14 protein-coding genes are annotated in these 14,079 nt (G+C 74.0%); 7 read left to right on the top strand and 7 right to left on the bottom strand.

The features are described from left to right. Positions 1-64 precede the first annotated feature (64 nt). Entirely contained in the window at positions 65-598 is a 534-nt protein-coding gene (locus EQG70_RS04680; RefSeq protein WP_138976451.1) for a hypothetical protein, read from the bottom strand. A 68-nt stretch (positions 599-666) separates the two neighbouring features. On the opposite strand from EQG70_RS04680, the gene EQG70_RS04675 reads away from it, so the two are divergent. Together EQG70_RS04675 and EQG70_RS04670 are read left to right on the top strand one after the other, a co-directional pair. Then, a complete protein-coding gene (locus EQG70_RS04675) occupies positions 667-1,380 on the top strand; it encodes an HAD family hydrolase (RefSeq protein ID WP_095650380.1) in 714 nt (237 codons plus the stop codon). Next, entirely contained in the window at positions 1,377-2,036 is a 660-nt protein-coding gene (locus EQG70_RS04670) for an HAD family hydrolase (protein ID WP_017832591.1), read from the top strand. The genes EQG70_RS04675 and EQG70_RS04670 overlap by 4 nt, the downstream gene beginning before the upstream one ends. 90 nt (positions 2,037-2,126) lie before the next feature. Here EQG70_RS04670 and EQG70_RS04665 read toward each other — a convergent pair whose 3' ends face one another. The 3 genes from EQG70_RS04665 to EQG70_RS04655 form a co-directional block, all read right to left on the bottom strand. Further along, the gene (locus EQG70_RS04665; protein WP_052133012.1) at positions 2,127-3,653 is read right to left on the bottom strand and encodes a DEAD/DEAH box helicase; all 1,527 of its coding nucleotides are present in this window, start codon (positions 3,651-3,653) and stop codon (positions 2,127-2,129) included. Between the two features lie 362 nt (positions 3,654-4,015). Beyond that, on the bottom strand, positions 4,016-4,768 hold the full coding sequence (locus tag EQG70_RS04660; RefSeq protein ID WP_017832593.1) for an SDR family NAD(P)-dependent oxidoreductase: 753 nt from the start codon (positions 4,766-4,768) through the stop codon (positions 4,016-4,018). Positions 4,769-4,901: 133 nt separating this feature from the next. Continuing rightward, positions 4,902-5,678 (bottom strand): type 1 glutamine amidotransferase domain-containing protein, encoded by a 777-nt coding sequence (locus EQG70_RS04655; RefSeq protein WP_095650378.1) that lies wholly within the window; start codon positions 5,676-5,678, stop codon positions 4,902-4,904. A gap of 188 nt (positions 5,679-5,866) precedes the next feature. Here EQG70_RS04655 and EQG70_RS04650 point away from each other — a divergent pair, with 188 nt between their 5' ends. Both EQG70_RS04650 and EQG70_RS04645 read left to right on the top strand, forming a co-directional pair. Further along, positions 5,867-6,262 (top strand): hypothetical protein, encoded by a 396-nt coding sequence (locus EQG70_RS04650; protein WP_017832595.1) that lies wholly within the window; start codon positions 5,867-5,869, stop codon positions 6,260-6,262. 134 nt (positions 6,263-6,396) lie between these two features. Continuing rightward, positions 6,397-8,025 (top strand): HNH endonuclease signature motif containing protein, encoded by a 1,629-nt coding sequence (locus EQG70_RS04645; RefSeq protein ID WP_138976450.1) that lies wholly within the window; start codon positions 6,397-6,399, stop codon positions 8,023-8,025. A gap of 130 nt (positions 8,026-8,155) precedes the next feature. On the opposite strand, the gene EQG70_RS04640 is transcribed toward EQG70_RS04645, so the two are convergent. From EQG70_RS04640 to EQG70_RS04630, 3 genes are all read right to left on the bottom strand, one after another. After that, complete coding sequence (locus EQG70_RS04640; protein ID WP_035928282.1) at positions 8,156-9,031, bottom strand: D-hexose-6-phosphate mutarotase; 876 nt, start codon at positions 9,029-9,031, stop codon at positions 8,156-8,158. Positions 9,032-9,097: 66 nt separating this feature from the next. Continuing rightward, the gene (locus EQG70_RS04635) at positions 9,098-10,543 is read right to left on the bottom strand and encodes an alanine/glycine:cation symporter family protein (RefSeq protein ID WP_017832598.1); all 1,446 of its coding nucleotides are present in this window, start codon (positions 10,541-10,543) and stop codon (positions 9,098-9,100) included. Between the two features lie 155 nt (positions 10,544-10,698). Beyond that, positions 10,699-11,964, bottom strand: coding sequence for a multidrug effflux MFS transporter (locus tag EQG70_RS04630; RefSeq protein WP_244296659.1), 1,266 nt, complete (start codon positions 11,962-11,964; stop codon positions 10,699-10,701). Positions 11,965-12,141: 177 nt separating this feature from the next. Between EQG70_RS04630 and EQG70_RS04625 the strand changes: the two genes are divergently transcribed. Genes EQG70_RS04625 through EQG70_RS04615 form a run of 3 tightly spaced genes read left to right on the top strand, consistent with a single transcriptional unit; the run spans position 12,142 to position 14,076 of the window. Beyond that, complete coding sequence (locus EQG70_RS04625) at positions 12,142-12,756, top strand: LOG family protein (RefSeq protein ID WP_052133009.1); 615 nt, start codon at positions 12,142-12,144, stop codon at positions 12,754-12,756. A 4-nt stretch (positions 12,757-12,760) separates the two neighbouring features. Beyond that, on the top strand, positions 12,761-13,552 hold the full coding sequence (gene trmB / locus EQG70_RS04620) for a tRNA (guanosine(46)-N7)-methyltransferase TrmB (RefSeq protein WP_035928279.1): 792 nt from the start codon (positions 12,761-12,763) through the stop codon (positions 13,550-13,552). Next, complete coding sequence (locus tag EQG70_RS04615; RefSeq protein WP_244296657.1) at positions 13,549-14,076, top strand: GNAT family N-acetyltransferase; 528 nt, start codon at positions 13,549-13,551, stop codon at positions 14,074-14,076. Before trmB ends, EQG70_RS04615 begins: the two co-directional genes overlap by 4 nt. Positions 14,077-14,079: the final 3 nt, after the last annotated feature.

Below are 14,079 nucleotides of genomic sequence, written 5' to 3'. Positions count from 1 at the left end.
GCCAATGTACCCGGGCCCACCGGGTGCGGCGAGGTCCCGCGGCGGACGGGGCGGGCCGGGCGGGTCACAGCCCCTGCCGGTCCAGGATCTCGTCCTCGTTGAGCGGCTCCCCGCGCTGGACCCGGCGGGTCCGGCGCAGGTCGGTCGCGGCGAGCACCACGGCGGCGGTCGCCAGGACGAACGAGAGGATGCCGAGGGTGTTGGCGAACCCTGCGGACAGGCCCAGGTGGACGGGGGCGGTGGCCCGGGTCAGCACGGACGCGCCGGCGCCGTCCACGCGGTCCGGGAGGACGGCGCCGAAGCCGAGGAGCACGGCCCATGCGGCGAGCACCGTCAGCGAGGACCGCAGGGACGCCCCGGCCGGGACGTGGGCGCGGGCGTCCCTGCGCAGCAGCACCCCGGCCACCACGAGCAGCGCGGTCAGCGGCAGGGCCAGCGTCAGCGTGTAGAGCAGCACCAGGTCACCGGCGGCTCCGGCCAGGCCGCGGCCCACGGCCACCCACACCCCGAGCAGCAGGGCCGCGGGGACCCCGAGGACGGGCACGGCGCGCTGCAGGACGGCGGGACGGTGCGGCACGCGGTCGAGGGCTGTTTCCACGCCCGCCAGTCTATCGACGGGCCTCCCGCCGGAGACCCGCCCGCGGGCGCCCCGGTAGGCTGGAGCGCATGCCCTCCCCCGGATTCCCGCACGCCGTCCTCTTCGACCACGACGGGACCCTCGTCGACACCGAGCCGCTCTGGGACCGCGCCAAGCAGAACCTCGCCGCCGAGCACGGACGGCTCTGGACCCCCGAGGACTCGCTCGCGACCCTGGGCCGGCCGGTCGCCGCGACGATCGACCGGCTGCAGCGGGTCGGCGTGCCGCTCGGTCCGGACGAGCTGTTCCGGGCGGTCTTCGAGCACAGCGTCCGCGTCCTGGAGGACACCGAATTGACCTTCATCGACGGGATCGCGGAGCTCCTCGAGGAGCTCTCGGCCGCGGGGATCCCCGCGGCGATCGTCACCAACGCGAGCTCGGCGATGGGCCACCACACCGCGGCCACCGCCCCGGAGGACCTGTTCCAGGTCGTCATCGGCACGGACGAGTACGCGCAGGGGGTCCGCCCCAAGCCGGACCCGGACGCCTACCTCACGGCGGCGCGCCGCCTCGGGGTCGACCCCCACCGGTGCGTCGTGGTCGAGGACTCCCCCGCCGGGGCCGCCGCGGGCGTCGCGGCGGGCATCCCCACGGTGGTCGTCCCCGGCGAGCTGGAGGTCGAGCGCGGCCCCGGGCTGCTGCACCTGGGATCCCACCGGGAGCTGACCCTGGAGCTGCTGCGCTCGCTGGACCCGCAGTCCCCGTCGTCGCCCTTCCACCCCGTGCAGGAGACCCGGCCGTGAGCGCCCCCGACTTCCCCGCCGCCGTCCTGTTCGACCACGACGGCACCCTCGTGAACTCCGAACCGCAGTGGGCCGTGGCCAAGCGGGCGGTGGCCGGCCGGTACGGCGTCGGCTGGAGCACCGAGGACGACCTCGCCACGCTGGGCCGGACGGTGCCCGCGTCGGCGCGGCTGATGGTCGAGCGCGGCGCCGAGGGGACCGTCGAGGCCATCACGGCCGAGCTCGGGCGGGAGGTCGCGGCCTCGCTCACGGGCGAGGTCCCGTTCCTGCCCGGCATGCGCGACCTGCTGGCCGAGCTCGAGCGGGCCGGCATCCCCGGCGCCGTGGTGACGAACGCCCTGACCGTGGTCGCGGAGGGCACCGCGTCCGGGGCGCCCGAGGTGCTGCGGGTGGTCGTCTCGCAGGAGGACGTGGAGCACGCCAAGCCGCACCCGGAGCCCTACCTGCTCGCGGCGCGGCGGCTGGGCGTGGACCCGGCACGGTGCGTGGCGGTCGAGGACTCGCAGACGGGGGCGGCGAGCGCGGCGGCCGCCGGGATGCCCGTGGTGGTGGTGCCCGGGGAGCTGCCCGTGGAGCCCGCTCCCGGCCTGGTGCTCGTGGACGCCCACACGGACGTCACCCTGGAGTTCCTGCGCGGGCTGGGTCCGGCCGTCTGACGAGGTCCACCACGACGACGAGGGCCCGTTCCCTGCCGTCCGCGCTATGCGGGGCGGCAGGGAACGGGCCCTCGTGCGAGGTGCCTAGGCTCAGCGGGTCGCGGTGCCCTGGGGGGAGGACGCGCGGCGCGGGCTCCGGGTGCGGCGACGGGCCGCGGCCTGGGTGGAGCGGTCCGGCGCGGACTCGGTCGAGTACGCAGGCGCCGCGGAACGGCTGGGCGCGGCCGAGCGGGCCGGTGCCGCCGAGCGGGAGGCCGAGCCGTTGCCGGGGCGGGAGCCTCCGCGGCTGCCGGTCTCGCCGCGCTGGTCGCGGGAGGCGCTGCGCGGCTGCTCGGAACGGTTCTGTCCGCCGCGGCCGCGGTTGCCGCCGGAGCCGGCACGGCCACCGGAACGGCCGGCGCCGGAGCGCTGACCGCTCGCCGGGCGGCCCTGCGCCTGGACGGGCGGCGCCACGTAGGCGACCTTGTCGGCGAGCTCGCCCACGAGCGCCGTGACGGCCGGGGAGCCGACGGTCACGGTGTCGAAGTTCGCGGTGACGCCCGCGGCCTTCATGAGCTGCGTGACCTCGCGGCGCTCCTCCTTGGTGGCCACCGTGACCACGGAGCCGGAGGCGCCGGCGCGGGCGGTGCGCCCGGAGCGGTGCAGGTAGGACTTGTGCTCGGTGGGCGGGTCGATGTGCACGACCAGCTCGACCTCGTCCACGTGCACGCCGCGGGCGGCGACGTCGGTGGCGACGAGCACGCGCACGTCACCGGCGGAGAACTGGGCCAGGTTGCGGTCGCGGGCGTTCTGGGACAGGTTGCCGTGCAGGTCCACGGCGGGGATGCCCATCTGGCTGAGCTTGCGGGCCATCTTCTTGGCGCGGTGCTTGGTGCGCGTGAACATCACGCGGCGGCCGGTGCCGGAGGCCAGGGCCTCGATGAGCTCCTGCTTCTCGTCCGCGTCCACGACGAGCACGTGGTGGTCCATGGTGGACACGGAGGCCTGCGGGGCGTCCACGGAGTGCTTGACCGGGTTGGACAGGAACTGCTTGACGAGCTTGTCCACGCCGCCGTCGAGCGTCGCGGAGAACAGCAGCCGCTGGCCGCCCTGGGGGGTGCGCTTGAGGATGCGGGTCACCACGGGCAGGAAGCCCATGTCGGCCATGTGGTCGGCCTCGTCGATGACCGTCACGCGGACGTCGTCGAGCGTGAGGACGTTCTGCTTCAGCAGGTCCTCGAGCCGGCCGGGGCAGGCGATGACGATGTCGGCGCCCTTGGCGAGCGCCTTCTCCTGGTTGCGCTGGGAGACTCCGCCGAAGATGACGGTGGTCGTCTGCCCGGCGGCCTCGGCCAGCGGGGCGATCGCGCGGTCGATCTGGGTGGCCAGCTCGCGGGTGGGGGCCAGGACCAGGCCGGTGGGCCGGTTGGCCCGCCGGGCGGCGCGGGCGCCGTTGCCGGTCAGTCCGGCGAGCCGGGACACGAGCGGCAGCGCGAACGCCACGGTCTTGCCCGAGCCGGTCTTGCCGCGGCCGAGCACGTCGCGGCCGGCCAGCGAGTCGGGGAGGGTCTTCTCCTGGATGGGGAACGCCTGCTCGATGCCCTGCTGGGCGAGGACGGCGGAAAGGGCCTCGGGCACGCCAAGGTCGGTGAAAGTAGCCAAAACTGGGATACGTCTTTCGATCGGATGTCCCGGCAAGGGGGTAGCGCGCCGGGTTGCGCCGAATGACTCCTGGAGCCCCTGCGAGCGGGCTGAGACCGTCTGGAACGGTGCCACGCTGGAAGAAGAACGGGGTGCTCGACGCCTGCCTGCTCACCCGGGAACGGGGAGCAGTGCCATATGCAATACGCCTCACCCTACAGCACCGGCGGCACGCCACCACCCGGATGTGGCGGAGGGCACGGCCGCGCCCTGACGGCGCCGGGCCCACCGCGCCGGTGCGGGACGCGGTGACGCGTGCACGCATCCGGCGCCGGTGCGGTGGGTCCGCGGTGCGGGGACTACAGCGCGGTGTAGCCGCCGTCGACCAGGTAGTACCCGCCCGTCATGAAGGAGGCCTTCTCCGAGAGGAGGAACGTGGTCAGGGCGGCGACCTCCTCGGCGCGGCCCAGCCGGCCGAGCGGGTGCTTGGCGGTGAGCCCCTCGAGGACGGACGCCGGCGCGGTCCTGAGCAGCGGGGTGTCGATGTAGCCGGGGCCGACGGCGTTGATCCGCACCCCGCGCCGGCCGTACTCCACGCCGGCCTGCTTGGTGAGCCCGACCACGCCGTGCTTGGCGGCGGTGTAGGCGCTGTTGCCCGCGGCCACGGCCACGGTGCCGTGCACGGAGGCCATGTTGACGATCGCCCCGCCGCCGGCCTGCTCGATGGCGGGCAGCTGGTAGCGCATGCCGAACATGACGGAGTGCAGGTCGATCTGCACGGTGCGCACCCACGCGTCGAGGTCCGACTCCCCCACAGCGTCCGCCGCGCCGGCGACCCCGGCGTTGTTCACCGCCAGGTGCAGGGCGCCGTAGGTCTGCTGGGCGAACTCGACCGCGGCCTCGCAGTCCTCGGGCTTCGCCACGTCCTGCCGGAAGCCGGCGGCGTCGCCGCCGGCGGCCATGATCGCCTGGACGACGTCGTCGATCCGCCGGGTGTCGATGTCCGTGACGACGACCTTGGCGCCCTGCGCCGCGAGGTCCTTCGCGCAGGCCTCGCCGATGCCGGAGGCGGCGCCGGTGACGAGCGCGACCTTGTCCTTGAGGTCAGCCATGTGGTTCTCCTGCCGTGTGTCCGCTGGGCCGGGCCGGACGGCCCGACGCTCCCAGTCTGTCCGGAAACGCCGGGGCCCGCGAGGGGTGGCACGGGCGCCGCCTGCCGTGCCGCCCCTCGCACCGGACGGAGGCTCAGCCCTCGGCGTCCTCGGACTTCTCGGCGTCGTGCGCCTGGCGCAGCGCGGCGGAGTCCGCCTCCTGGGCGGCCTTCTGCTCGCGCACCACCTCGGTCAGGAGCTTGGTCATCTCCTTGGCCACGCCGGCCGCGGACTGCGGGTTCTGCCCGGTGACGAGGCGGTCGTCCACGACGACGTTCTCGGTCCAGTTCGGCGCGGTCCGCACGTCCGCGCCCTGCTCGACGAGCTTGTCCTCGAGCAGGAACGGGACGACGTCCGACTTGCCGACCTCGTCCTCCTCGGCGTTGGTGAACGCGGCCACCCGGCGTCCCTCGACGATGCGCAGACCGTTGGCGAGCTCGACGTCCACGAGCCCGGCGGGTCCGTGGCAGACGGCGCCGACGACTCCCCCGGCGTCGTGCACGTCGGCCACCAGCGCCTGCAGGTCCGCGTTGCCCGCGAAGTCCCACATGGTGCCGTGCCCGCCGACGAGGTAGACCGCGTCGTACTGGGCCGGGTCGACCACGCTGATCCGCGGGGTGTTGTAGAGGGAGGCCCGCACGGTCTCGTCCTCGAGGTACTGCCGCTGCACCTCGTCCTCCTCGTCCTTGCCGTCCTGCGGGGGCTGCCCGCCGGCGATCGAGGCGAAGTCGACGAAGTAGCCGGCGTCCCGGAACACCTTCCACGGGTGGGCGGCCTCCCCCACGAAGTAGCCGGTGGGCTCCCCGGTGTCGCCGAGGGAGTCGTGGCTGGTGAGAACGAGCAGAACCTTCTTCATGGTCTCGATGTCCATGTCTGTCCTTCCGTCGGGTGGCGGGACGCGGAGGGCGTCCTGCGAGCGGGTGGCCAGCCTAGGCGGCGGGGGCCGCCCCCGGGGCCGGTGTTCGCTCCCGGCCCCTCCTGCACGGAGGGCGCGCTCCCTCCCCTGATAGGGTCGTTGACGACTCAATGACCCTGTTCGCCCTCCTGAAAGGACCGACCATGAGCCTCTCCAACGCGATCCTGCGCGGCGTCTCCGGCGCCTACCTGCTGCAGTCCGGCTACGGCAAGAAGGACCTCCCCACGGAGGCCGCCGCGGGTCTCCAGCAGTTCGCCGCCACCGGCGTCCCCCAGTTCGAGGAGTGGGACGCCGACACCTTCGGCAAGTTCGTGGCGTACTCGGAGATCGGCATCGGCGCCGCCCTGCTGACCCCGTTCGTCAACAAGCGCCTCGCGGGTCTGGCCCTCGGCGCGTTCTCCGCCGGGCTGCTCGCGATGTACTTCCGCAACCCCGAGATGACCCAGGAGGACGGCGTCCGCCCGTCCGAGGCCGGCACGGGCCTCTCGAAGGACGCCTTCCTGGCCGCGATCGCCGCGGCCCTGGTCGTCTCCAAGTAGGCACGGCCCTGCAGGACCCCACGGGTGCCGCCCGTCCGCACGGACGGGCGGCACCCGTTCTGCATTCCCGGTGGCCTTTCCGGAGTCCTATTCCGAAGTCCTAGGACGTCCGAGGTGCCCGGGAGAATGGGTCCATGACGACGACGGCGCACCGCCGGGCCCGTCCTGCTCCGGGTCCGCACCGAGCCGCTCCCGCCGGGGAGCGGGTGCTGGACGCCGGCGTCCAGGCCGAGGTGCGGGCGGTCGTCGGGGAGCTCGTGGACTCGGCGGCCGCACAGGCGCGGGAGGCGGGGCGCCAGCTGCGCTGCATCGTCCGGCTGTGGCTGCTGGCCTGGGAGGACCGCGAGATCGACTGGGTCTCCTCGGCGGGGCTGATGCCCTACGAGGCCGATGAGCTCGTCTGCTCCCTCCTCGAGACCGAGGACCAGATGGTGCGTGATCTCGCCGACGAGATCGGCCCGGCGCTGCGCCTGCCCGCGGGCACGGCCCTCGGGCGCGTCCGCGAGGCCCTCGTGCTCGGACTGCACCTGCCCGAGGTCCTCGAGGCGCTGGAGGCGGGCCTCTTCAGCGCCCGGCACGCCTCGGTGATCGCCGACCAGTGGCGCGAGCTGGTGGAGGACGTCCCAGCGGGCCAGGAGGCACCGTCCGTCGTCGTGCAGCGGCTCGCCGCCGAACTGGTGGAGCGGGCTCCGCACTGCACGGTGGCGCAGCTGCGCGCGTGGGCCCGGCGCCGGCGCGCGGCGCTGCTGGCCGAGACGCAGGAGGCGAGGCACCGGGCGGCCCGGGCCGGACGCCGCGTGTGGGTCGAGCACGGTGAGGACGGCATGGCATGGCTGCACGCCCTGCTGGACGCGCCCACGGCGCTCGCGGTCCAGGACCGGCTCGACACCCTCGCGTCGCTACTCGGGCCCGTGGAGGAGACCGCCCGCGCGGGGACGGGGCGAGAGCCGGACGGGTGCGGTCCGGTGCAGTGCGGTCCGGCGCAGTGCGGCCCGGAGGAGTGCGGCCCGGACGGGTTCGCGCCGGGTGCCAGGACTGCCCGGACGGAGGCGCAGCTGCGGGCGGACGTCCTCACCGATCTCCTGCTGGAGGGGGAGCTCCCCGACGACCCCGGGTTCCCGCGCGGTGTGCGCGGCCGGGTCTGCGTGACGGTCCCCGTGCTCACGCTGCTGGGGTGCCGCCCCGGCGGCCCGGCCACCGGCGTGCCCGCGGACGCCCCGGTGCTCGAGGGTCACGGCCCGATCAGCGCGGACGTCGCCCGGGAGCTGGCCGCCGGTGCCTCCTCGTGGCATCGCGTGCTGACCCATCCCGTCACCGGAGCCGTCCTCGACCACGACCGCACCACCTACGCGGTGCCCGCTGATCTGCGCCGCCGGCTGCGGCTGCGCGACGGGACCTGTCGTTTTCCGGGGTGCCGGCGGCGGGCCGAGCGCTGCGACCTCGACCACACGGTGGCGTGGCAGGACGGCGGCCGGACGGCTGCGGACAACCTGGCCCACCTGTGCCGCCACCACCACCTCGTCAAGCACCGCCGCGGTGCCCTCGGCCGCTGGTCGGTGCGGCAGCCGGGGCCGGCGCCCGTCGGCGGAGTGCTCGAGTGGACCTCACCGGCCGGACGGACCTACCGGACCGTGCCGGACCCCTCGGCCGGTGCCACATCGGTCGGTGCCACGTCGGGCGGTGCCACATCGGGCGGACCGGTCCCGGACGTCGGGGAGCGGGGCAGCTCCGTGCCCGAGGACGCAGACCCTCCCCCCTTCTGACCGCCCGACCGAGCGCACGCACGGTGCGGGTGGCGCTGGGCGTGCGGCCTCCCGGTCGGTGCTGCCGCGGGACACGGGCGCGGACCGGCCCTCCGACAGCGCTGTGCCGAGCGCCGGACGGTCCCGAGGATCAGGCGGGTGGGCGGCCCGGGTCCTCCGCCGTGGTCTCCACCGACAGGCGGTAGCCCATGCTGTGGGTCTCCTCGGGCTCGAGGTGCACGGCGTCGGCGTGGGTGTTGGCGCCCTCCACGCACACGAAGTCCGTCCATCCGTCCGGCCCCACGTCGGGCATCGCCGCCGCCGTCTCCGCCCCGGGGTTCCACACCACGGTGGTGCCGGAGTTCTTCTTCCGGATCCGCAGCACCCGCCCCAGCACGGGGTCCACCACGGCGACGTCGCCGGTCGAGCGGTACACCCGGTCGGTCTCGCCGTCGAACCGGAGGTCCCCCTCCTGGACGCAGTCCTCCCGGTCCAGGACCTTGTCGCGGTAGGACGCGCCGTCCAGCCCCTCGACCCGGATCTTCCGCACGTCCCCCACCACCAGATAGGCGTGCAGGGCCTCCTCGAAGTCGAACGGGCGCTCACCGGTGTTGGTGACGCTCAGCTCGAGGGACAGCTCGGTGCCGAAGCGCACCACGCAGTAGGCCTCGAACTGGTACGGGAACTGCTCCTGGTGCGCGGGCTCGGTGACGTCCGCGTCCGAGAGCCGGTAGACGATCATCGCCTCGTGGTCCGAGGACTCGCGCGACTCGACGTGCCACGGGAGCGTGCGGGCGAAGCCGTGCTTGGGCTCGCGCCCGCCCTCCGCCCCGTCCGCGAACCAGGGGAAGCAGATCGGGACACCCCCGCGCACGGGCTTGCCCGTCTCGAGCGCGGTGCTCGGGGACAGCCACAGCACCGGGGCGTGGCCCGTGGGGATCCAGTCGATCACGTGCGCGCCCTGGTCGTGGACGGCGCCGGTGGCGTCCGCGCAGGAGAACAGGCGGGGCTCGGGGAGTTCGCTCATGCCCCTCAGGCTAGACCGAGGGCCCGGTCCCCGTCAGGAGGCCGGGCCCTCGTGCGCCGACAGCCGTCAGACGCCGGTGCGCTCGTACGAGTCGATCGCTCCGGGATGGCCCTCCATGAACGCGTCGACCTGGCGGCGGTCCGCCCGCAGCTTGGGGTCGTGGTCCAGGTAGTGCCTGGTCTCGCGGACGACCAGCCCGGAGAGGAGCAGCAGCCCGAGGAGGTTGGGCAGGGCCATGAGGCCGTTCATCACGTCGGCGAAGTTCCACACCACCGCCAGCGGCACGGTGCAGCCCACGAACACCACCAGGGAGAACACGACCCGGTAGGGCATCACGGCCGGCCGGCCGAAGAGCCGCTCCATGCACCGCTCGCCGTAGTAGGCCCACCCGAGGATCGTCGAGTAGGCGAACATCACGAGCCCGATGGTGACCACGTAGTGGCCCCACTGCCCGGGCAGGCCCTGGCTGAAGGCGTCGCCGGTCATGGTCGCGGCGAAGTCCGCCCCCTGCTCCCAGACCCCGGTGGTGATGAGCACGAGTCCCGTGCAGGTCACCACGATGATGGTGTCGATGAAGGTCTGGGTCATGGAGACCAGCCCCTGGCGGACCGGGTGGGTGGTCTGGGCCGCGGCCGCTGCGATCGCGGCCGATCCCATGCCGGACTCGTTGGAGAAGATGCCGCGGGCCACGCCCATCTGCACGGCCAGCATGATCGCCGATCCGGCGAACCCGCCGACGGCCGCCGTGCCGGAGAAGGCGTCGGTGAAGATCAGGACGACCGCCTGCGGGATGGCCGCGACGTTGACGACGAGGATGAACAGGGCGCCCAGGACGTAGAAGAGGATCATGACGGGGACGAAGCCCGCCGTGACCTTCCCGATGGACTTGATCCCGCCCACGAGCACGGCGAGCGTCAGCACGGCGAGCACCACACCGGTGATCCAGGTGGGGACGCTGAACGAGCTCTCCAGGTTGGAGGCGATGGAGTTGCCCTGGGTCATGTTGCCGATGCCGAACGCGGCCAGCGCGGCGGCGACGGCGAAGAAGATCGCCAGGAACTTGCCGAACCCGTTGCGGATGCCGCGCTCCAGGTAGTACTGCGGGCCGCCGGAGATCTCACCCTTGGCATCCGTGGTGCGGAACCGCACGGCCAGGAACGCCTCGGAGTACTTGGAGGCCATGCCGAGCAGGCCGGTGACCCACATCCAGAACAGGGCGCCGGGCCCGCCGATCGAGATCGCGGTGGCCACGCCCACGATGTTGCCGGTGCCCACGGTGGCCGCGAGCGCCGTGGTCAGCGCCTGGAACTGGGAGACGTCGCCGCCGCGGGCGTCCGCGTCCTTGCGGTCGAACAGGGCCAGTCGCAGCGCGGAGCCCAGCTTGTGGAACTGCAGCCCGCCCAGCCGGACGGTCAGGTACAGACCGGTGAGCAGCAGCAGGGGGATGAGGACGTAGGGCCCCCAGATGATGCCGCCCAGCTCGCCGAGGGCAGTCTCGATGGTTTGGAGCATGTGTTCTCCCGTGGGTGTCGGGTGGATCAGGAATCGGGCCGGAACGGGACTGTGACCTCGGTCTCGGCAGAAGGCATCTAATCACAGGTCCGCTGCTCCCCCGGTCAGGGACCGATGGATCGGCCACAGTGTGGCTCCTGCCCGTTTCCGCCCGGTTACGGGCCGGACGGGGCGGCGGGGCCCTCCGGCGCCCGCCGCGAGAGGCGGCGCGCGAGCAGCACGGCTCCCGCGGCGAGCAGCGAGCACACCGCCATGGACACGGCCATCGGGACGGCGGTGTGCTGACCGGCCAGGCCGGTCAGCGGGCTCACGAGCCCGCCCAGGAGGAACTGGACCAGTCCGAGCACCGCCGACCCGGCCCCGGCCCGGCCCGGGACCCGGCCCTGGGCGAGGGCCACGGCATTGCCCATGACGAAGCCGATGCAGGTCTGGCTCACGAAGAGGTGCGCCAGGGTGGTCCACCCGGTGATCCCGGCCAGCACCAGGCCCAGGCCCACCACGTTGACGGCGGCCATGACCACGATCGCGGTGCGGAGGATCGTGCCGGGCTCGACCCGGTCGACGAGGCGGGTGTTGACGACCGCGCCCAGGATGGAGCCGCCCGCGTTGACGGCGAACACCACGGAGTAGCCGAGCGCCGAGTAGCCGAGCACGTTCTGCAGCACGAAGGAGGAGGCGGAGATGTAGGAGAACAGGCCGCCGAACGCGAGTCCGAAGGCGAGGGCGTAGGCCATGAAGGACGGGGTGCGCAGCACCCGCCAGGACCCGGTGACGACGGCGCCGACCCCGCCGCGGTGGCGCCGGTGCGGGGGCAGGGTCTCGGGGACCACGAGCACGGAGCACGCCAGCATCAGCAGCCCGAACGCCGCGAGCACCCAGAACACGGTCTGCCACGGGGCCACCGTGGCGATCACCCCGCCCAGGAGCGGGGCCACCACCGGGGCGAGGGAGGTGATGGTCGCGAGGACCGAGAACAGCTTCGCGGCCCCGCGGCCGGAGGCGATGTCCGAGACCACCGCGCGGGCGATCACGACGCCGGCCGCCCCGGCGAGTCCCTGCACCGCCCGCAGGACCAGCACCGTCCCGATGGTCGGGGCCAGGACCACGGCGACGGAGCTGAGCAGGAACAGCGCGTTGCCGGCCACCATGAGCCGGTGCCGGCCCAGCACGTCGGACACGGGCCCGAGCAGGAACTGCCCCACGGCCATGCCGACCATGCACGTGGTCAGCGTCAGCTGCACCGCGGAGGCCGACGCCCCGAAGTGCCCGGCCATGGCAGGCATCGAGGCCAGGTACATGTCCGTGGCCATCGGGCTCACCGCGCTGAGGATCCCCAGCGCCGCCACCAGCACCACCCGGTCCTTGCCGCCGGAGAGGCGCAGGCGGGAGCGCACGGGGTCGTCGGGCGGCGATGAGCTCACGGGAGGTCCTTCGGCACGGGTCGGCAGGGCGGGCGCGGGGCGCGCCTCATGCTATCGACGCCGCGACGTGGCGAAGGACGAGGGAGAGACATGCGGGACGAGGACGAGGGGCGGGGACGAGGGGCGGGGACGAGGGACTGCGACAGCGACAGCGACAGCGACAGCGACAATGTCCGCATGAGACTCGCCGTGTACACCGGGGCATCCCTCGGCTCCGACCCCCTGTTCCCCGAGGCCGCCCGGGCCTTCGCCACCACCCTCGCCCGCCGCGGCGTGGGCGTCGTCTACGGCGGCGGCCACGTGGGGCTGATGGGCGTCGTCGCCGACGCCGCCCTGGCCGCCGGGGGCGAGGTGGTCGGGGTCATGCCGCAGTCGCTCGTCGACGACGAGACGGCCCACACGGGGCTGACCGAGCTGCGCATCGTCCGGACGATGCACGAGCGCAAGGCGGAGATGGCCGCCCTCGCCGACGGGTTCGTGGCCCTGCCGGGCGGCCTGGGCACCCTCGAGGAGATCTTCGAGGCGTGGACCTGGCTGCAGGTGGGGGTGCACGCCAAGCCGGTCGGTTTCCTGGACGTGGCCGGCTACTGGAGGCCCCTGCTGGACGCGGTGGCCTCGATGTCCGCGGCCGGTCTCGTGCGCCCCGAGTACCGGGACGCAGCCGTGGTCGCCCAGGACGCCGACGAGCTGCTCGCCCGGTTCGCGGCGTGGGAGGCGCCCCGCCGGCGCTGGTCCGAGCCGCCCGTTCCCGGCGCCGACGCGCCCGCCGTCCGCCCAGCCCCTAGGATGTAGGGCGATGAGCGAGCACACCCCTTCCCCCGCCGAGGGCCCCGCACAGGGCCCCGTCCCCGAGGCGTTCCACCGCCGGCCGTACTCCTTCGTGCGCCGCGGCGACCGCCTCACCGCCCGCCGCCAGAAGGCCTGGGACGACTGGGCGCCCACCCGGGTGCTCGACGTCCCGCGCGTGCGCACGGACACCTCCGTCCACCCCGACCACGAGTTCGACGCGGCCGCGGCCTTCGGGCGCGAGGCGCCGCTGGTCGTGGAGGTCGGCTCCGGGCTCGGCGAGGCGGTCGTGCACGCCGCCGCCCAGGACCCGGCGCGGAACTACCTCGCCGTCGAGGTGTACAAGCCCGGGATCGCGGATCTGCTGCTCAAGGCGGCCCAGGCCGGGGTGGACAACGTCCGCGTGGCGCAGGCCAACGCGCCCGAGGTCCTGGAGCACATGCTCGCCCCGGCCTCGGTCGACGAGCTGTGGGTGTTCTTCCCGGACCCCTGGCACAAGACCCGCCACCACAAGCGGCGCCTGGTCTCCCCCGCGTTCGCCGAGCTCGCCGCCCGGGTGCTCGTCCCGGGCGGGCTGTGGCGGCTCGCCACGGACTGGCAGGAGTACGCCCTGGTGATGCGCGAGGTCCTCGACGCGTCCCCGCAGTTCGAGAACGTCCACCCGGGCCCGCTCGCCGACGACGAGCACCCGGACACCGGATGGGCCCCGCGCTGGGAGGGACGGGTCCTCACGAGCTTCGAGCGCAAGGCGCAGGAGGCGGGCCGCGTCCCCCGCGACCTCGTCTACCGCCGGACGGCGTGAGCGCCGTCCCCGGCGCGGAGCGCAACGGCGTGCCCGCAGTGCCCGGCGCGGAGCGGGACGGCTTCGTCGTCGTGCCCCCGGGCGATCCCCGCACGCAGCCGCTGCTCGAGGGCCTGCACCACGAGTACGTGGAGCGCTACGGTCCCGAGATCGGGGCGGAGGAGATGGCCGAGCACCCCGTCGACGACTTCACCGCTCCCGCCGGAGCGCTCCTGCTCCTCCTCGAGGGCGGCACGACGGTGGGCGGCGGCGCGTTCCGCCGGCACGACGACGCCACGGCGGAGCTCAAACGGGTGTGGACCGCCCCGGCGCACCGCCGGCGGGGGATCTCGCGGCGGGTCCTGGCCGAGCTCGAGCGGCTCGCCGCCGCGGCGGGCTACCGGCGCATCCACCTCACCACGGGCAGCCGCCAGCCGGAGGCGGCCGCCCTGTACCGCAGCAGCGGGTACGTCCTGCTGCCCGGGACCGCCCGGGTCTATCCGGGCGGCGTGTACGACGTGGGCTTCGAGAAGCACCTGCGCTGACCG

The organism is Kocuria rosea, assembly GCF_006094695.1.
GTDB lineage: Bacteria > Actinomycetota > Actinomycetes > Actinomycetales > Micrococcaceae > Kocuria > Kocuria rosea.
This window is presented reverse-complemented; position numbering and strand designations above follow the sequence as displayed.